15 protein-coding genes are annotated in these 18,446 nt (G+C 65.0%); 4 read left to right on the top strand and 11 right to left on the bottom strand.

Annotation, left to right across the window (positions count from 1 at the left end):
- Positions 1-33 precede the first annotated feature (33 nt).
- Complete coding sequence (folD, locus tag NCS28_RS04965; protein WP_250512743.1) at positions 34-888, top strand: bifunctional methylenetetrahydrofolate dehydrogenase/methenyltetrahydrofolate cyclohydrolase FolD; 855 nt, start codon at positions 34-36, stop codon at positions 886-888.
- A gap of 153 nt (positions 889-1,041) precedes the next feature.
- Complete coding sequence (locus NCS28_RS04960; protein WP_250512742.1) at positions 1,042-3,153, top strand: M3 family metallopeptidase; 2,112 nt, start codon at positions 1,042-1,044, stop codon at positions 3,151-3,153.
- Positions 3,154-3,201: 48 nt separating this feature from the next.
- Here NCS28_RS04960 and NCS28_RS04955 read toward each other — a convergent pair whose 3' ends face one another.
- A complete protein-coding gene (locus NCS28_RS04955) occupies positions 3,202-4,479 on the bottom strand; it encodes an amidohydrolase family protein (protein WP_250512741.1) in 1,278 nt (425 codons plus the stop codon).
- Between the two features lie 81 nt (positions 4,480-4,560).
- Positions 4,561-5,409 carry a nitrilase-related carbon-nitrogen hydrolase gene (locus NCS28_RS04950; RefSeq protein WP_250512740.1) on the bottom strand — a complete coding sequence of 283 codons (849 nt, stop codon included), beginning with the start codon at positions 5,407-5,409 and terminating at the stop codon, positions 4,561-4,563.
- A 108-nt stretch (positions 5,410-5,517) separates the two neighbouring features.
- Here NCS28_RS04950 and NCS28_RS04945 point away from each other — a divergent pair, with 108 nt between their 5' ends.
- Positions 5,518-6,426: a LysR family transcriptional regulator gene (locus NCS28_RS04945; RefSeq protein WP_250512739.1), complete on the top strand. Its 909-nt coding sequence runs from the start codon at positions 5,518-5,520 to the stop codon at positions 6,424-6,426.
- Here the strand turns inward: NCS28_RS04945 and NCS28_RS04940 are convergent.
- The 8 genes from NCS28_RS04940 to NCS28_RS04905 all read right to left on the bottom strand — a co-directional run bounded on the left by NCS28_RS04940 (position 6,410) and on the right by NCS28_RS04905 (position 15,939).
- The gene (locus NCS28_RS04940) at positions 6,410-6,994 is read right to left on the bottom strand and encodes a GNAT family N-acetyltransferase (protein WP_250512738.1); all 585 of its coding nucleotides are present in this window, start codon (positions 6,992-6,994) and stop codon (positions 6,410-6,412) included. The two genes, NCS28_RS04945 and NCS28_RS04940, sit on opposite strands and share 17 nt — an antisense overlap.
- A 46-nt stretch (positions 6,995-7,040) precedes the next feature.
- Positions 7,041-7,736, bottom strand: a complete 696-nt coding sequence (locus tag NCS28_RS04935; RefSeq protein ID WP_250512737.1) for a response regulator — start codon at positions 7,734-7,736, stop codon at positions 7,041-7,043.
- Positions 7,729-10,515 (bottom strand): DUF4118 domain-containing protein, encoded by a 2,787-nt coding sequence (locus NCS28_RS04930; protein WP_250512736.1) that lies wholly within the window; start codon positions 10,513-10,515, stop codon positions 7,729-7,731. Before NCS28_RS04930 ends, NCS28_RS04935 begins: the two co-directional genes overlap by 8 nt.
- Before the next feature lie 690 nt (positions 10,516-11,205).
- Positions 11,206-11,787, bottom strand: a complete 582-nt coding sequence (kdpC, locus tag NCS28_RS04925) for a potassium-transporting ATPase subunit KdpC (RefSeq protein ID WP_250512735.1) — start codon at positions 11,785-11,787, stop codon at positions 11,206-11,208.
- Positions 11,788-11,815: 28 nt separating this feature from the next.
- Positions 11,816-13,873, bottom strand: coding sequence for a potassium-transporting ATPase subunit KdpB (kdpB, locus tag NCS28_RS04920; RefSeq protein WP_250513058.1), 2,058 nt, complete (start codon positions 13,871-13,873; stop codon positions 11,816-11,818).
- A gap of 85 nt (positions 13,874-13,958) precedes the next feature.
- Positions 13,959-15,743 carry a potassium-transporting ATPase subunit KdpA gene (gene kdpA / locus NCS28_RS04915; protein ID WP_250512734.1) on the bottom strand — a complete coding sequence of 595 codons (1,785 nt, stop codon included), beginning with the start codon at positions 15,741-15,743 and terminating at the stop codon, positions 13,959-13,961.
- Positions 15,740-15,835 carry a K(+)-transporting ATPase subunit F gene (kdpF, locus tag NCS28_RS04910; protein WP_250512733.1) on the bottom strand — a complete coding sequence of 32 codons (96 nt, stop codon included), beginning with the start codon at positions 15,833-15,835 and terminating at the stop codon, positions 15,740-15,742. The genes kdpA and kdpF overlap by 4 nt, the downstream gene beginning before the upstream one ends.
- Positions 15,832-15,939 carry a potassium ABC transporter ATPase gene (locus NCS28_RS04905; protein WP_250512732.1) on the bottom strand — a complete coding sequence of 36 codons (108 nt, stop codon included), beginning with the start codon at positions 15,937-15,939 and terminating at the stop codon, positions 15,832-15,834. The genes kdpF and NCS28_RS04905 overlap by 4 nt, the downstream gene beginning before the upstream one ends.
- A 197-nt stretch (positions 15,940-16,136) precedes the next feature.
- On the opposite strand from NCS28_RS04905, the gene xth reads away from it, so the two are divergent.
- The gene (gene xth / locus NCS28_RS04900; RefSeq protein ID WP_250512731.1) at positions 16,137-16,919 is read left to right on the top strand and encodes an exodeoxyribonuclease III; all 783 of its coding nucleotides are present in this window, start codon (positions 16,137-16,139) and stop codon (positions 16,917-16,919) included.
- An 18-nt stretch (positions 16,920-16,937) separates the two neighbouring features.
- Here xth and ntrC read toward each other — a convergent pair whose 3' ends face one another.
- On the bottom strand, positions 16,938-18,419 hold the full coding sequence (gene ntrC / locus NCS28_RS04895) for a nitrogen regulation protein NR(I) (protein ID WP_250512730.1): 1,482 nt from the start codon (positions 18,417-18,419) through the stop codon (positions 16,938-16,940).
- Positions 18,420-18,446: the final 27 nt, after the last annotated feature.

The raw sequence follows: 18,446 nt of genomic DNA, 5'->3' as shown, positions 1-18,446 counted from the left end.
GCGCGCCCTCGCCCATCCTCGATCCGATTCGCCATGACTGCCCAACTCATCGACGGCAACGCCCTTTCCAAGACCCTCCGCGCCGACGTCGCCCGGCGCGCCGCCGCCCTCACCGCCCGTGGACACAAGCCGGGCCTGGCCGTCGTGCTCGTCGGCGACAATCCCGCGAGCGAGGTCTACGTGCGCAACAAGGTGAAGGCGTGCCACGACAACGGCATGCATTCGGTGATGGACCGCTTCCCCGCGACGCTCGCCGAAAACGAGTTGCTCGCGCATATCGCGAAGCTCAACGCCGATCCTTCGATCCACGGCATTCTCGTGCAGTTGCCCCTGCCCGCGCACATCGATAGCCACAAGGTCATCGAGGCCATCGCGCCGGAGAAGGACGTCGACGGCTTTCACGTCGCCAATGCGGGCGCGCTCATGACCGGCAAGCCGCTCTTTCGTCCGTGCACGCCCTATGGCGTAATGAAGATGTTCGAGGCGCACGACATCGACCTGACAGGCGCGAACGCGGTGGTGATCGGCCGCTCGAACATCGTCGGCAAGCCAATGGCGCTTCTCTTGCTCGAAGCCGGAGCGACCGTCACCATCTGCCACAGCAAGACGCGCGACCTCGCGAAGCACACGCGCGATGCCGATGTGATCGTCGCCGCGGTCGGACGCCGCAACATTCTGACCGCCGACATGGTGAAGCCGGGCGCAACCGTGATCGACGTCGGCATGAATCGCAACGACGAAGGCAAGCTGTGCGGCGACGTCGATTTCGCGGGCGTTAGAGAAGTGGCCGGGTTCATCACGCCGGTGCCGGGCGGCGTCGGCCCGATGACCATCACCATGCTGCTGGTCAATACGATCGAAGCGGCCGAGCGCGCCGCGCAGGCGTGAACATCGGCGCGGGGCGGCATTAATCGGCCCCTTAAAAACAATCGATTGGAATTTGCCCCGCCCGCCCCAATAATCTCGGAGAGAGCCGGCGCGGGGTGCCGGTATTCGCACCCATCCCCGCCCAGGCTTCATCCAACACAGAACGGGAGAGTCATGAGCGACACCACGTCCACCCCGGCAGCGGCCAATCCGCTGCTCGATTTTTCCGATCTTCCGCGTTTCGGCGAGATTCAGCCCGCGCACGTCACGCCCGCGCTCGACGTGCTGCTCGCCGACGCGAAAGCCGCCGTCGACCGCGCGAGCGCGCCGGACACGCCGGCGACCTGGAAGGACGTCGTCGAGGCGGTCGAGCAGGAATCGGAAAAATTGTCGCGCGCGTGGGGCGTCATCGGCCATCTGAACGCCGTTGCCGATACGCCCGAACTGCGCGCCGCGCACGCCGAAAACCTGCCGCGCGTCACCGAATTTTCCGCGAGCGTCGGGCAGAATCTGGCGCTGTATGAGAAGTACAAGGCGATCGCCGCCGGTCCGGAATTCGCGGGTTTATCGGCCGAGCGCAAAAAGATTCTGGAAAACTCGCTGCGCGATTTCCGTCTGTCGGGCGCTGAATTGCCCGAAGACCGCAAGCCGCGTTTCGCGCAGTTGCAGGAAGAACAGGCGGCGCTTTCGAAGGCATTCTCCGATCACGTACTCGATTCGACCAACGCGTACGCGTACATCGTCACGCAGGAACGCGACCTCGCCGGCCTGCCCGACGACGTGATCGAAGCGGCCCGCGAAGCCGCTCAACGTGATGGCAAAGCCGGCTGGAAATTCACGCTGCACTTCCCGTCGTATTTCCCGGTGCTGCAATATGCCGAACATCGGCCGATGCGCGAAGCGATGTATCGCGCGTATGTCACGCGCGCGTCGGAGCTGGGCCCAACCTACGGCGACGGCAAGGCCGAATGGGACAACACGGCCAATGTCGTCGAGAATCTGAAGCTGCGCGAGGAAGAAGCGAAGACGCTCGGCTATCAGAACTTCGCGGAAGTATCGCTCGCGCCGAAGATGGCCGAATCGCCCGCGCAAGTGATCGCGTTCCTCGAGGATCTCGCCAAGCGCGCCCGCCCGTATGCCGAAAACGACTGGATGGAACTGCGCGCGTTCGCCGCGACCGAGCTCGGCATGCCCGAGCTTCAGCCGTGGGATATCGCGTATGCGGCCGAGAAGCTGCGCCAGAAGCGCTACTCGTTCTCCGAGAACGAAGTGAAGCAATACTTCCCGCAGGAAGCCGTGCTGAAGGGCCTTTTCAAGGTCACCGAAACGCTTTTCAACGTGTCGATCCGCCGCGACGAAGCCGCCGTATGGAACCCCGACGTGCGCTTCTTCCGCGTCGAGAACAAGGACGGCACGCTCGTCGCGCAGTTCTATCTCGACCTCTACGCGCGCGAAGGCAAGCGCGGCGGCGCGTGGATGGACGACGCCCGCTCGCGCCACAAGCGCACACAGGGCGGCGTGCAGACGCCGGTCGCCTATCTCACGTGCAATTTCTCGGCGCCGGTCGGCGGCAAGCCCGCCTGCTTCACGCACGATGAAGTCATCACCCTGTTCCACGAGTTCGGGCACGGTCTGCATCACATGCTGACGCGCATCGACGAGCTGGGCGTATCGGGCATCAACGGCGTCGAATGGGATGCGGTCGAACTGCCGTCGCAGTTCATGGAGAACTTCTGCTGGGAGTGGGACGTGTTGACCGACATGTCCGCGCATGTCGAAACCGGCGCGCCGCTGCCGCGCGAACTGTTCGACAAGATGCTCGCCGCGAAGAACTTCCAGAGCGGTCTCGGCACGCTGCGCCAGATCGTCTTCTCGATGTTCGACATGGTGCTGCACACGTCCTACGATCCCGCGAACGCGACGCAGAACGTGAACGATCTCGCGCGCGCGATCAACGAGAAGTTCCATGTGATTCCGCAAGCGCCGTTCTCGCGCTGGCCGAACACGTTCAGCCATATCTTCGCGGGCGGCTACGCGGCGGGCTACTACAGCTACAAGTGGGCCGAAGTGCTGTCGGCGGATGCGTACGCCGCGTTCGAGGAAGCCGCGAAGGCCGGCAACGGCTCGGTGCTCGACGCGACCACGGGCACGCGCTATCGCCGCGAGATTCTCGAAGTCGGCGGCAGCCGCCCGGCGATGGATTCGTTCAAGGCGTTCCGCGGACGCGAACCGGACATCGACGCATTGCTGCGTCATAACGGCATGTCGGGCCAAGCGGCACACTGATCTTAGCCGCCGAAAAAAACCCGGTCCGCAGGCAAGGGACCGGGTTTTTTATCGCCTGTCGATCCTGAAATCGATCTCCGATGGCCGCCCTTCCAGCGCCAGCGTCGCGCGAACGGCGGGGCTTCGGCTGACCACCTTGCCGCGTCGCACGACGGCCGTGCGCGCCGCGCGCAGCCGAATCGCTTCGATAGGATCGCGCGCATCGAGCACGACGCAATCCGCGTTGCAGCCCACTTCGATGCCATAGCCTTCCAGCCCGAGAATGCGCGCCGGATGCTTCGTCACCGCATCGAAGCACGCGCGCATCGCATCGACGCCGGTCATCTGCGCGACGTGCAGACCCATGTGCGCGACTTCGAGCATGTCGCCGGAGCCGAGGCTGTACCACGGGTCCATCACGCAATCGTGGCCGAACGCGACCGTGATGCCGGCCGCCATCAGTTCCGGCACGCGCGTCATGCCACGCCGCTTCGGGTAAGTATCCGAACGCCCTTGCAGCGTGATGTTGATGAGCGGATTCGCGATTGCCGCGACGCCCGCTTCACGCATCAGCGGAATGAGCTTGCTGACGTAGTAGTTGTCCATCGAATGCATCGACGTGAGATGCGAGCCGGTCACGCGGCCGTGCAGTCCGAGACGATGCGTTTGCGCCGCGAGCGTTTCGATGTGGCGCGACATCGGATCGTCGGATTCGTCGCAGTGCATATCGACCCGCAAGCCCTGCTCCGCCGCGTATTCGCAGAGAAGTTTCACCGACGCCGCGCCGTCGGCCATCGTGCGCTCGAAGTGCGGAATGCCGCCGACCACATCGACGCCCATCGCGATCGCGCGCTTCAGGTTGTCGAACGCGCCCGCGCTGCGCAACACGCCGTCTTGCGGAAACGCGACGAGTTGCAGATCGAGATACGGCTTCACGCGGCGTTTGACTTCGACAAGCGCCTCCACGGCCAGCAGGCGCGGATCGCAGACATCGACGTGAGAACGGATCGCGAGCAGCCCGCGCGCCACGGCCCAGTCGCAATACTGCAACGCGCGCTCGACGAGCGCTTCCTGCGTGAGCTCGGGCTTCAGCTCGCCCCACAGCGCAATGCCCTCGAGCAGCGTGCCCGACGCATTCACGCGCGGCAAACCATAGGAAAGCGTCGCGTCCATGTGAAAGTGCGCATCGACGAAAGGCGCGGTGACGAGCGCGCCGTTCGCATCGATTTCCTCGCGTGCGGTGGCGGCCAGATGCGGCTCGATCGCGGCGATGCGCCCCATTTCCATGCCGATATCGACAAGCCCGCGCGAATCCGCGAGCGACGCGCGGCGAATGATCAAGTCCATGTGCGAAACCTCCGTGGCAGGCTGTTCGTCCGCTGTATTTGCTCGATTGTATCGGGACAGAAAAGCCGTGCGGCGTTCGATTCAGCGCATGACGCGATGGCGTCCGACCACGGCGAAACTAAGCGGCAGCGAACCGCGCGGCGTGGCGCGTTCCGGTTCGATCGTGAGCGGATAGGCAATGCCCTGCCGCGCGAGCGGTTCGTAGAGTTCGGGACGGCGCGCGGACAGCGCCCGGCGACCGGCGCTCGTCGCGGCCAACGACGGCTGCACGTCCGCGACGATGAGCCCGCTATTCGCCGATGCACGACGGGCGAGCATACGGCCGTCCGGCCCAGCGATCAGCGCCTCGTCGCTCGACGCATGGCTGCACGCGATGTACATGCCGTTGTCGGCGGCGCGCGCGGCGAGCGTCGCGCGCTGCGTTCGTTGATCGCGCATCGGTGCGATGAGCAGCGTCGCGCCCATGAGCGCCGTCATTCGCACGTTCTCGACGACGTCGTTGTCATCGCCGATCAGAATGCCGATGCGTGCGCCGAACGGCGAATCGAACACGGTGAAGCGCTCGCCGCTTTGCAATCCACGATGCGACGCATGCAGCTTGCGATGACGCACGCGCGCGCCGCCCGGGAAGAGAATCGCGTAGCTGTCGTAGAGGCGTTTGTCTTCGGTGCGCTCGATCCAGCCGACGCCCGCCGCGACGCCGGTATCGTCCACGGCGGCGGCGATCGCGCGGATCGAAGGGCCATCGAACGATTCGGCACGCGACAGGTCGTCCGCCGCGCGGATGCTCAGTTGTGGAAACACCACCAGCTGTACGTCCTGACATGCGGCCTCGGCGAGCTTGCCGGCAATCGGCGCACAATGGCGCGCGGCATCGGCATGTTGCGAATCGAGCACGGTCACGGCGATGCGAAACGAAGCGGCATTCAAGCGAGGCTCCCGAACAAACGAGTAGATGGCCTCATTGAACCGCTCGCCCATCGATAAGTAAAATGAATGTTTCGATCGATTCGATCGCCAAATGGAATCGAACATCCGATGGAACTGAAACTCCTGCGCGCCTTCCTCACCATCGCGGACTTGCGCCATTTCGGCCGCGCAGCCGACGCGCTGCACCTCAGCCAGCCCGCGCTCAGCAAGCAGATCGCCGCGCTAGAAGCGAGCCTCGGCGCGCGTCTCTTCGAGCGCGGACGTCACGGCGCGGATCTGACGGCGTTCGGCGCGGGCTTCATCGCCGATGCGCAATCGCTCGTGCGCGACGCCGACGCCGTGCTCGTGCGCGCCCGCGAAGCCGCGAGCGGCGCACGCGGGTTTCTGCGCGTCGGCTTGTGCCTGTCGACGCTCACGCACGTGCCGAAGCTGATCGCCGAATTCGGCGCGCTCAATCCGGGCGTGAGCATCACGCTGCACGATCTGTCGTCGCACGAGCAGACGCGCCGCATTCTCGCGAACAAGCTCGATGTGGGCTTCATGCGGATGCCTGCGAGCGCGGGGCTTTCCGGCTTCGCCGTGCTCGACGAAACGCTCGCGCTCGCCGTGCCCGAGCACACGCGCTACAAGCGTCTACCCGCCGATCTGAACGCGCTGAACGAGCCGGGATTCATCGCGCTGTCGCGCACGCGCGGGCCGGGCCTCGCCGCGCAAATCGATCGCTGGTGCGCCGGGCACGGCTTCGTCCCGCGCGTGATTCAGGAAGCGGACGATATCCAGTCCGTGCTCGCATCCGTGGCGGGTGGCGTGGGCGCCGCGTTTCTGCCGTCGCGTGCGCAATACCTGCTGCGCGATGCGCGCGTGCTGACCTTGCGCGATCAGGCCGCGCGATGGCGCGTCGGCCTCGCATGGCAAGATGCACGGGACGACACCGTCACGCACGGCTTCGTCGCGTTCATGAAAGCGCGTGTGAAGGCACTGAAGGCGCTGAAGGCGACGGCTACGCTCGACGGTTGAGCTTCGCGAGCAGCATCGCTTTGACGCCGGGCCATTCGTCGTCGATGATCGAGAAGCGCACCGAGTTGCGCTTGCGGCCGTCGGGCATGATGCGCTCGTGCCGCACGATGCCTTCCTGTTTCGCGCCGATGCCGAGTATCGCCGCGCGCGATTTCTCGTTGAGCTCGTCGGTGGTGAACTGCACGCGCACGCAGTTCATCGCGTCGAACGCGCGCGCGAGCAGCAGATACTTCGCTTCCGTGTTGATGCCGGTGCGTTGCGTCGATGCCGCGAGCCACGTATGGCCGATTTCGAGCTTGCGGTTCGCGCGATCGATCTTCCAGTAGCGCGTGCTGCCGACGACGCGCCCGTCATCGGCCCGCACGATCGCGAACGGCATCACCGTGCCGGCATCGCGGCCCGCGAGCGCGGTGTCGAGATAGCGGTCGATCGTGTCTTCGTTCGGCACGACCGTCACGTTGAGATTCCAGAGTTCGCCATCGGCGGCGGCGTCGAGCAAGGCGGCGCGGTCATCGCGTTGTAGCGGGCGAAGCTGCACGCGTTGCCCGTTCAAGGTCGGTTGGCTCATCGATCGTTTGCTGGTTTGCGGTGAGACGACATCATAATTCGCCGCGCTACCCAACGCCGGCAAGCCGGTATCCGACACCCGTCTCCGTCACGATATGCGCGGGCTGCGCGGGGTCACGCTCCAGCTTCTGCCGCAGATGCCCCATGTACACGCGCAGATAATGCGCGTTTCCGACCTGCTCCGGTCCCCACACTTCGCGCAGCAACTGCCGATGCGTGAGCACGCAGCCCGCGTGACGCATCAGCACCGTCAAGAGCTTGTATTCGATCGGCGTGAGGCGCACCGGCTGCCCATCGCGCATCACCTGCCGCTTGCCCAGATCGACGGCGATATCGCCGAAGCAAACCGTCGGCGTCTCGTCGTGCGTCTGCGCGTTGCGCCGCAACTGCGCACGCATGCGCGCGAGCAGTTCGGGCACGCCGAAGGGCTTGGTCAGATAATCGTCGGCGCCCGCATCGAGCGCGGCGACCTTCGTCTGCTCGCTCGTGCGCGCCGAGAGCACGATCACCGGCGTGCGCGTCCAGCCGCGCAACTCGCGAATGACGTCGATGCCGTCCGCATCCGGCAAGCCGAGATCGATCACGATCAGATCGGGCTTGCGCGTCGCGGCTTCGCGCAGACCGGCGGCGGCCGTATCGGCTTCGATCGCCGTCATGCCGTGCGCATGCAGCGTCGCGCGCACGACGCGGCGAATCTGCGGATCGTCCTCGATGACGACGACCGATACGTCCGCATCAGGCATCGCCCGCTCCTGGCGCCGCCGCCTTCGATTCGATGTCTTCATCGGGCGGCGCAACTTCGGGCGGGGCATCGTCGGCCGGCAGCGTGAACCAGAAGCGCGCGCCTGGTATGCGTCCGCTCGCATCCAAGCGATTTTCGACGCCGATCCGCCCGCCATGCGCCTCGACGATCGCGCGGCAGATCGCGAGACCGAGCCCGATGCCCGGTTGCGCCGATTCCTTCTCGCCGCGCGTGAACTTGTCGAAGAGACGGGTCTGCATGCCGGAGGGCACGCCCGAGCCTTCATCGTCGATGCATACGCGCACGAAGCGCGCATCGCCGTCGTGCTCCAGCGCCGCGCCGATGTGTATCGGCGTCGCGGACGGCGTGTACTTCGCGGCGTTTTCCAGCAGATTCGCGAAGAGCCGCTCCATCAACACGGCGTCGAGTTGCAGAAGCGGCAGATCGGCGGGCACGCGCACTTGCACGGCGCGTCCCGCGAGTACGCGGCGCGAGGTCGCGAGCGCGGCGCCCACGGTCTCTTCGAGCATCGACCATTGGCGGTTCAGGCGAATCGCGCCCGCCTGCAAGCGCGCCATGTCGAGCAGATTGGTCACGAGCCCGCTCATGCGCAGCGCTTCCTCGTGGATCGCGTGCACGAGTTCCTGCGATTCATCCGCGTCGCCGCCGATTTCACGCGCGCGTTCCTCCAGCACCGACGCGAAGCCGACGATCGACGTGAGCGGCGTGCGCAGATCGTGCGAAATCGCGGACAGCAGCGAGTTGCGCAAGCGCTCCGATTCCATGTTGACGAGCGCGTCCTGCGCGATCTCGACGTAATGCACACGCTCCAGCGCGAGCGCGATCTGCGACGCGAACGTTTCGATCATGCGGCGCTGTTCGGGCACCGCGAGTTCGGCCTCGCGCTCGGTCGCGAGCGCAAGCACGCCGCGCGTGCGCATCGGCGCTTTCAGCGGCAGATAGAGCGCCTGGCTCGCGGGCAGGGTTTCGGTGCCGCGGCCCGCGGGCTTTTGCTGGTCGTAGACCCATTGCGCGATGTCGAGATCGAGACGCGCGGCATCGAGCGTCACGTCGGGATCGGGCTCGCCCACTTTCTGCCGCACTTTCTCGGCGGCGTCGGGCAACAGCATCGCGACCTTCGACTGAAATACTTCCGCGACGTGCCGCGTGCCGATCTCGATGATCTGCTCGGTCATCAGCGCCGCGCCGAGCTCCTTGGTCATCGCGTACATCGCGCCGGTGCGCCGCTCCCGTTGCGACGCGATGCGCGCCTCGCGCCGCAGGCTCGACGTCAGATGGCTGATCGTGAGCGAGGTCAGCAGCATCACGATGAAGGTCAGCAGATACTGCGTGTCCGTCACGGAAAAAGACAGCTCGGGCGGCACGAAGAAAAAATCGAACGCGGCGACGGAGAGAAACGACAGCATCACGCCCGGCCCGCGCCCGAGGCGCACCGCCGCGAAGATCACGCCGAGCAGGTAGAGCATCACGAGATTCGTGAGCGCGAACCGATGCGCGGCCAGCATGTCGGCGACGAGCGTGATGCCGCCGCCGATCGCGAGCGCGAAGAGATAGGCGCGCGGCGGCGAGTGCGCGCCGTCGCGCCGGATGCCGAAAACCTGCGCGAGCGTGCGGCGTCGCTCGTCGCGCGCGCCGGTCGAAACGAGCGTCACGTCGATATCCGAGCCTTGCCGGATGATGCGCTCGCTCACCGGCCGTGCGAACACGCGCCGCCATCCCTCACTCGAAGATGCGCCCGCGACGAGCTTCGACACGTTGCGCATGTGCGCATAGTCGATGAGCGTCGCGGCGGCATCGGCGCCATCGAGCGTGACCGTTTCCGCGCCGAGTTCGGAGGCGAGCTTGAGCGCATCGAGCGTGCGGCGGCGGATGTCGTCGGAAAGCCGTTGCAGCTTCGGTGTTTCGACATAGACGGCGAGCCAGTCTGCCTTGAGCGCGGCGGCGAGCCGCGCGGCCGCGCGCACGAGCGTCGCGCTTTCCGGTCCTGGCCCGATGCACGCGATGAGCCGCTCGCGCGCACGCCAGATGCGTTCGATCGACTGATCGGCGCGATATTCGCGCATTTGCGCATCGACGCGATCGGCCGTGCGACGCAACGCGAGCTCGCGCAGCGCGATCAGGTTGCCTTTGCGAAAGAAGTTGCGCACCGCGTGCTCGGCTTGCTGCGGCAGGTAGACCTTGCCTTCGCGCAGACGGTCGAGCAGTTCTTCGGGCGGCAGATCGACGAGCGTGACTTCATCGGCGAGATCGAAGACGCGGTCGGGCACGGTCTCCCAGACGCGAATACCGGTGATGCGCCCGACGATGTCGTTCAGGCTTTCGAGGTGCTGGACGTTGACGGTCGTGTACACGTCGATGCCCGCATCGAGCAGTTCTTGCACGTCCTGCCAGCGCTTCATGTGGCGCGCGCCTTGGACGTTCGAATGTGCGAGCTCGTCGACGAGGATGAGTTGGGGCTTTCTTGCGAGGGCTGCGTCGAGGTCGAATTCGGCGAGCAGACGGCCACGATATTCGATGCGCGCGGGCGGCAGTGTTTCGAGCCCTTCTAGCAGGGCGAGCGTTTCCTTGCGGCCATGTGTTTCTGCGATGCCAACGAGGACTTCTACGTTTTCGTCGCGGCGGCGGGCGGCTTGCAACATCGCGAAGGTTTTGCCTACGCCGGCGGAGGCGCCGAAGAAGATCTTCAGCCTTCCGCGTTGGCGTTTTTCTTCCTCGCGGTGAAGTTTGTCGATGAGTTCGTCGGGGGTTGGGCGGGGCATGGTTCTGTTTTTTTGCTTCGCTTTGCTTTGGTTTGCTCGGGCTTCTATGGAACCCTGTGTTCGTGTCGGTCTATTGGCTCTGCCCCTGTGCGGGGCGGCAGTCACTTTCTTTGCTGCTGCAAAGAAAGTAACCAAAGAAAGCAGCTCGATACGCCCGCGGTCACACGCAGTTTGGCCACGCGTGCCATGTGATCGTGGGCTGCCTAAGTGTCGCCCTCAAAGGTTTGACCGGGCTTGGCTCGCGCACGGTCTGTCGCCTCGCACCGCTTCACTCACTGGCTCAGCGCCAAATGGCTTCGGCCCGCTTCGCGGCCGACCGGTCAATCGGGTTTGCCGAACCTTCTTTACTAACGCCTCCATCTCACTGCACGTGCAGACCGATGTTGTCCCTTGCATACCCTGCGGCAGCGCGTAGCGCTGTGCCGGTGCTATTTGATGCTGAACCAGCACGCTCAGAGTACTAGCTTGTCAGACCGTGCGCGATCCAAGCCCGGCGGGGCCATTGAGGGCACTCTCTACTGAGCCCACGATCGCCTGGCACGCATGGCCAAACTGCGTGTGACCGCGGGCTTATCGAGCTGCTTTCTTTGGTTACTTTCTTTGCAGCAGCAAAGAAAGTGACTGCCGCCCCGCACAGGGGCAACGCTAATAAACCAAAAAGAAAACGGGATCCGGCGAAAAAAAAACCCCCTACCGCCCCACGTGCTTCTCATCCAAATCAAGATTCAATTTAAGCACATTCACCCTGGGCTCTCCGAGCAAACCAAACTGCCGCCCGCTCGTGGCCCGAGCGACAATCGCCTCGACCTCCGCCACCGACATCCCGCGCTCCTTCGCAACGCGAGGAACCTGATAAGCCGCGGCCGCAGGACTGATATCCGGATCGAGCCCGCTCCCCGACGAAGTCACGAGATCGACAGGCACGGCAGCCCGATTGCCCGGATCGAGCTCATGCAACGCGGCGATCCGCGCCTTGACCTCATCCGCGAGAGCGGGATTCGTCGGTCCGAGATTCGATCCGCTGGAATTCGCAGCGTTGTAGGGATTCGGCGTCGTCGCGGACAAACGGCCCCAGAAATACCCAGGCGCATCGAACTGCTGTCCGATGATCTCGGAACCGATGGCCTTGCCATCGCGCTCGATCAGACTGCCATTCGCCTGATGCGCAAACGCCGCCTGTCCGATCGCGGTCACGACCGCCGGATAAACCACGCCCGTCACGACGCTCAACGCGACGAACAACACCAGCATGGGACGCAGAAGATTCTTCATGATGTACGTGCCTCGATAAAAGAAACGATCAACTCCAGCCCAGCGCGCTGATCGTCATGTCGATCAGCTTGATGAACGGAAACGGCAGCAGAATCCCGCCCAGTCCATAGATCAGCAGGTTCCGCCGCAACAACGAGGCCGCACCCAGCGCCCGATACTTAACGCCCTTTAACGCAAGCGGAATCAGAAACACGATGATCAGCGCATTGAAGATCACCGCCGACAAAATCGCCGACGCAGGCGACGCGAGATGCATCAAATCGAGCACGCGCAACTGCGGATACGTCGTCGCAAACGCGGCCGGGATGATCGCGAAGTACTTGGCCACATCGTTCGCGATGGAAAACGTCGTGAGCGAGCCGCGCGTCATCAGCATCTGCTTGCCGATCTCGACGATCTCGATCAGCTTCGTCGGATTCGAATCGAGGTCGACCATGTTGCCCGCTTCCTTCGCGGCCTTGGTGCCGGTGTTCATCGCCACCGCGACATCGGCCTGGGCGAGCGCGGGCGCGTCGTTGGTGCCGTCGCCGGTCATCGCGACGAGCCGCCCCTGCGCCTGATGGTCGCGAATCGTCGCGAGCTTGGCCTCGGGCGTCGCTTCGGCGAGAAAGTCGTCGACACCCGCTTCCGCCGCGATCGCCGCGGCCGTCAGGCGGTTGTCGCCCGTCACCATCACCGTCTTGATGCCCATCTTGCGCAGCTCCGCGAAACGCTCGCGAATACCGCCCTTCACGATGTCCTTCAGTTCGATCACGCCGAGCGCACGCGTCGTTTCGTTCACGCGCTCGGCGACGACGAGCGGCGTGCTGCCGCGACGCGCGATCTCGTCGACGGCGTTCTGCACGTCCTGCGGAAAACGCCCGCCGTGTTCTTCGACATACTTCTTCACCGCGTCGGCCGCGCCCTTGCGGATCTCGCGATCGTGAAGATCGACGCCGCTCATGCGGGTCTGCGCCGTGAACGCGAGGAACGTCGCGTGCAGCGTCGCCATGTCGCGCTCTCGGATGTCGAAGCGCTGCTTCGCCAGCACGACGATGCTGCGGCCTTCCGGCGTCTCATCGGCGAGCGATGCGAGTTGCGCCGCATCGGCGAGATCGCGCTCGGCGATGCCCGGCGCCGCGACGAACGTCGACGCCTGGCGATTGCCGAGCGTGATCGTGCCGGTCTTGTCGAGCAACAGCACGTCGACGTCGCCCGCCGCTTCGACCGCGCGGCCCGACGTGGCGATCACGTTCGCCTGCATCATGCGGCTCATGCCCGCCACGCCGATCGCGGAGAGCAGCCCGCCGATCGTCGTCGGAATCAGGCACACGAGCAGTGCGACGAGCGCGGTGATCGTGACGACGTGGCCCTGCTTCGCCGCTTCCACGGAGAACATCGAGAACGGCAGCAGCGTGGCCGTAGCGAAGACCAGCACGAGCGTGAGCGCGACGAGCAGAATCGTCAGCGCGATCTCGTTCGGCGTCTTCTGGCGCTTGGCGCCCTCCACCATCGCGATCATGCGATCGAGAAACGCCTCGCCCGGATTGACCGACACTCGCACGACGATCCAGTCCGAGAGCACGCGCGTGCCGCCCGTCACCGACGAGAAGTCGCCGCCCGACTCGCGGATCACCGGCGCGGATTCGCCCGTGATCGCGGATTCGTCGACGGACGCGACGCCATCGATCACGTCGCCATCGGCGGGGATCACGTCGCCCGCTTCGACGAGCACGACGTCGCCCTTGCGCAGATCGGTCGACGTCGTGATGCGGATCGGCGACTTCGGATGCGGCTCGTTGAGCTTCTTCGCCATCACGTTGTGCTTCGCGCTTCGCAACGACGCCGCCTGCGCCTTCGAACGCCCTTCCGCGAGCGCTTCCGCGAAGTTGGCGAAGAGCACGGTGAACCACAGCCACAACGCGATCGCGAGGATGAAGCCGGCGGGCGCTTCGGCCTGGCCGGCGAGCGCGGCGACGAAGAGCACCGTCGTCAGAATGCTGCCGACATAGACGCAGAACATCACCGGATTACGCAGCTGCGTGCGCGGCCCGAGCTTCCTGAACGCATCGACGATCGCGGGCTTCACGAGCGCCGGGTCTAACATCGAGCGCGACGCCGTGCGCGCCTGCCCGAGATTCTCCGGGCGATGCAGCGGAGGTTGATTAGATTGAGTCATGCTGTTCTCGAATTCAGTGGCCTGCAATCATGGTGATATGTTCGACGATGGGACCGAGCGCGAGCGCGGGCACATACGTGAGCGCGCCGACGAGCAGCAGCGTGCCTAGCAGCAGCACCACGAAGAGCGGACCGTGCGTCGGCAGCGTGCCGGCGGTCACGGCAAGACGTTTCTTCGCCGCGAGCGAGCCCGCGATGGCGAGCACCGGCACGATCGAGCCGAAGCGGCCGAACCACATCGCGATGGCGAGCATCGAGTTGTAGAACGGCGTGTTCACCGAAAGCCCCCCGAACGCGCTGCCGTTGTTGTTGGCAGCCGAGCTGAACGCGTAGAGGATTTCGGAGAAGCCGTGCGCGCCCGGATTCGCGATGCCCACGGTGCCCGATGCCGTGAGCACGGCGATCGACGTGCCCACGAGCACGATCAGCGGCGTAAGCAGGATCGCGATCGACACCATCTTCATCTCGAACGACTCGATCTTCTTGCCGACGTATTCGGGCGTGCGTCCGATCATGAGACCCGCGACGAACACGGCGAGCAGCGCGAAGACGAGCATGCCGTAGAGCCCCGAGCCGACGCCGCCGAAGATCACTTCGCCGAGCTGGATCAGCAGCATCGGCACGAGGCCGCCCAAAGGCGTCAGCGAGTCGTGCGTGTTCGCGACCGCGCCGCACGAAGCCGCCGTGGTCGCGACCGTGAAGATGCCCGATTGCGCGATACCGAAGCGCGTTTCCTTGCCTTCCATGTTTCCGCCGGCCTGCGTTGGGGATGCGTGCGTATCGACGTTCAGCGATGCGTACAGCGGATTGCCCGCCTGCTCCGCCGAGATCTCGCCGACGCACGCGGCCGCGAACGCGATGGTCATCGCCGCGAGCACGGCATAGCCTTGCCGGCCGTCGCCGACCGTGCGGCCGAACACGACGCACAGCGCCGCCGGGATGATGAGCATCGCGAGCATCTGCATGAAGTTCGAGAACGGCGTCGGGTTCTCGTACGGATGGGCGGAGTTGGCGTTGAAGAAACCGCCGCCATTCGTGCCGAGCATCTTGATCGCTTCCTGCGAGGCGACCGGGCCCATCGGCAATGCCTGCTTGTCGGCCGTAAGCGTCTGCGTGACGGACTTGCCCTGCGCGTTAGTCGATTGCGTCTGATAGCGCGTGACCTGAAGTGTCGGCACGTCCTGATACGCCTTGAAGTTCTGGATCGCGCCCTGGCTCACGAATACGAGCGCGAAGACGACGGCGAGCGGCGCAAGAATGTACAGCGTCGTGCGCGTGAGATCGACCCAGAAGTTGCCGATGGTCTGCGCCGAGTGCCGCTTGAAGCCGCGAATCAGCGCGACGACGACCGCGATGCCCGTCGCCGCCGACAGGAAGTTCTGCACGGTGAGGCCGACCATCTGCTCGAGATAGCCGAGCGTGCTTTCGCCGCCGTAGTCCTGCCAGTTCGTGTTGGTCACGAAGCTGACGGCGGTGTTGAACGCGGCGTCGGGCGTCATGCCGCTCATCGACTGCGGATTGAGCGGCAACATGCCTTGCAGGCGCAGCAGCGCGTACAGCACGAGCGCGCCGAGGACGTTGAAGAGCAGTACGGCGAGCGCGTAATGCTTCCACGACATCTCGGCACCGGGATCGACGCCGGCGATGCGGTAGAGCATCGCTTCGACGGGACGCCCGATCTTGCGCACGACGACCGACGTGCCGTCAAACACGCCCGCCATGTAGCGCCCGAGCGGTATCGCAAGCGCGATGAGCACGACGATGAAGATCGCCGTCTGCATCAAGGTATTGGCGTTCATTCGAGATCCTCCGCACGCAGAAGCGCGTACACGAGGTACACGAGAAGCAGCAGCGTCGAGGCTGCCGCGAGCCACAGCATCCAGGCGTTCATGGGCGGCCTCCGGGCACGCGGCGGCGCAAACGCTCGCAGCCGCCCGTGAGCGCCACGCACAGTCCCCAGAAAAGGACGATGCCGGCGAGGTAAAGCAGGTCCATTGTCGTGTTCTCCCCTTGTGTGGTTCTGGACAGGGTCGAGATTAAGGAAATGGACGTAAAGGCCGCGACAAAGGTGGGAACGGGGCCGTAAAAATCGCGTAAAAACACTGTCGCCGCGGACGCGGGACTAGCCGCGCCGCTCCGCTAGAATCGTGGCTTCGGCGCACCGCCGCGCTCTACGAAGAAGACAGGGATTCATGAAAATCGCCACTTGGAACGTCAATTCCCTCAAGGTCCGCCAGCAACACGTCATCGACTGGCTCGCGCTCTCGGGCGTCGATGTGCTGTGCCTTCAGGAACTGAAGATGCCCGACGAAAAATTCCCTCGCGCCGAGCTCGAAGCCGCCGGCTACAAGAGCTGGTTCGCGGGGCAGAAGACGTACAACGGCGTCGGCATTCTGGTGCGAGCGGACGCGGGCTTCGAAGTGGATGAAGTCAGCGTGGTGCGCAACATCCCCGGTTTCGAGGACTTGCAGCAACGGGTGATCGCCGCGACGATCGACGGCGTGCGCATCGTCTGCGCGTATTTCCCGAACGGCCAGGCGCCCGGCTCCGAGAAATTCGCCTACAAGATGCGCTGGCTGGATGCGCTGCGCGAATGGCTGCGCGAGGACATGGCGCGCCACCCGCAGCTTGCGCTGCTGGGCGATTACAACATCGCGCCGGAAGACCGCGACGTGCACGATCCGAAGGCCTGGGAAGGACAGAATCTCGTCTCGCCCGAGGAGCGCGCGCACTTCGCACAGTTCGTCGGGCTCGGGCTGACCGATGCCTTCCGCAAGTTCGAGCAGCCCGAGAAGCTCTTCACGTGGTGGGATTACCGGATGATGGCGTTCCGCCGCAACGCGGGGCTGCGCATCGATCACATTCTGCTGTCGGAAGAGCTCGCGGCGCGCTGCACGTCATGCGAAGTGGACAAGGTGCCGCGCAAATGGGATCAGCCGTCGGACCACGCGCCCGTGATCGCGACGATCGGCTGATCCCCGTTCAGACGACGCTCACGCGTCGAGATGCAGTTCCTGAATCTTGCGCGTGATCGTGTTGCGCCCGATGCCCAGCCGCTCCGCCGCCTCGACCTTGCGACCGCGCGTAAAGTCGAGCGCCTCGCGGATCACCGCGGCTTCGAAACGGCGCGCGAGTTCGTCCATCACGTCGGCGGAGTTTTCGCGCAAGAGGCGCGCGACTTCCGTGCGCAAGCCGTTCTCCCATACGCTCGTCGCGACGCTCGCGACCGCCGCCGACGCGTTCGCGCCGTTCTGCGCCGCCGGAGCCGCAGCCACCGCGCCATCGGACGAAACGGCGATGGCCTCCGGCGTGTAGTCCTGGCGCGGCGTGAGATCGGGCGGCAGATCCTTCTGCTCGATCACCTGCGCGGGCGCCATCACCGTGAGCCAGTTGCACAGGTTCTCCAGCTGACGCACGTTGCCGGGAAACGGCAGCGACGCGAGATACGCGAGCGCCGCGTCCGACACGCGCTTGGGCTCGACGCCCAGATCGCGCGCGCTCTTTTGCAGGAAGTGGCGCGTGAGCAGCGGAATATCCTCGCTGCGCTCGCGCAGCGCCGGCAAGCGCAGGCGTATCACGTTCAGCCGGTGATACAAGTCCTCGCGGAACAGGCCCTGCCGCACGCGCGCATCGAGATTCTGGTGCGTCGCGGCGATCACCCGAACGTTCGCCTTCAGCGGATTGTGCCCGCCCACGCGATAGAACTGTCCATCCGACAGCACGCGCAACAGGCGCGTCTGGAGATCGAACGGCATGTCGCCGATTTCATCGAGAAAAAGCGTGCCGTTCTCGGCTTGCTCGAAGCGGCCCTGACGCATCGCCTGCGCGCCGGTGAACGCGCCGCGCTCGTGTCCGAACAGTTCGGACTCCAGCAGATCCTTCGGAATCGCCGCCGTGTTCAGTGCGATGAACGGTCCGTTCGCGCGTGGGCTATGTCGGTGCAAGGCGCGCGCAACAAGCTCCTTTCCGGTGCCTGATTCGCCCGTGATGAGCACGGTCGCCGCCGAATGCGACAGGCGGCCGATCGCCCGGAACATATCCTGCATCGCCGGCGCCTGACCGAGCATCTCGGGCGTCTCCGTCACGCGCTCGTCGACGGCCGCCTCGCCGCGCATGCTTTCGTCGACGGCGCGGCGGATCAGCTCGACGGCCTTGTCGACATCGAAGGGCTTGGCGAGATATTCGAACGCGCCGCCCTGGAATGCGGCCACGGCGCTGTCCAGATCCGAGAACGCCGTCATGATGATGACGGGCAGGCCCGGCAGACGGTCGCGCACGGTCTGCAGCAGCTCCAGGCCGGAGCCGCCCGGCATGCGAATGTCGGAGACGAGCACTTGCGGGCTTTCTCCTTCGAGCGCGGCGAGCGCATCGCGCACGCCGGAGAAACTGCGCGTCGTGAAGTTTTCTCGTGCAAGCGCCTTTTCCAGCACCCAGCGGATGGATTGGTCGTCGTCTACTATCCAGATCGGCTTCATATCGTTCGGCGAGAAGTCTTCGTATGG

The sequence above is a fragment of the Caballeronia sp. INDeC2 genome (assembly GCF_023631325.1).
In the GTDB taxonomy this organism is placed as follows: domain Bacteria; phylum Pseudomonadota; class Gammaproteobacteria; order Burkholderiales; family Burkholderiaceae; genus Caballeronia.
Note: the sequence above shows the minus strand (reverse complement) of the source record. Positions and strands in the feature narration are given on the sequence as shown.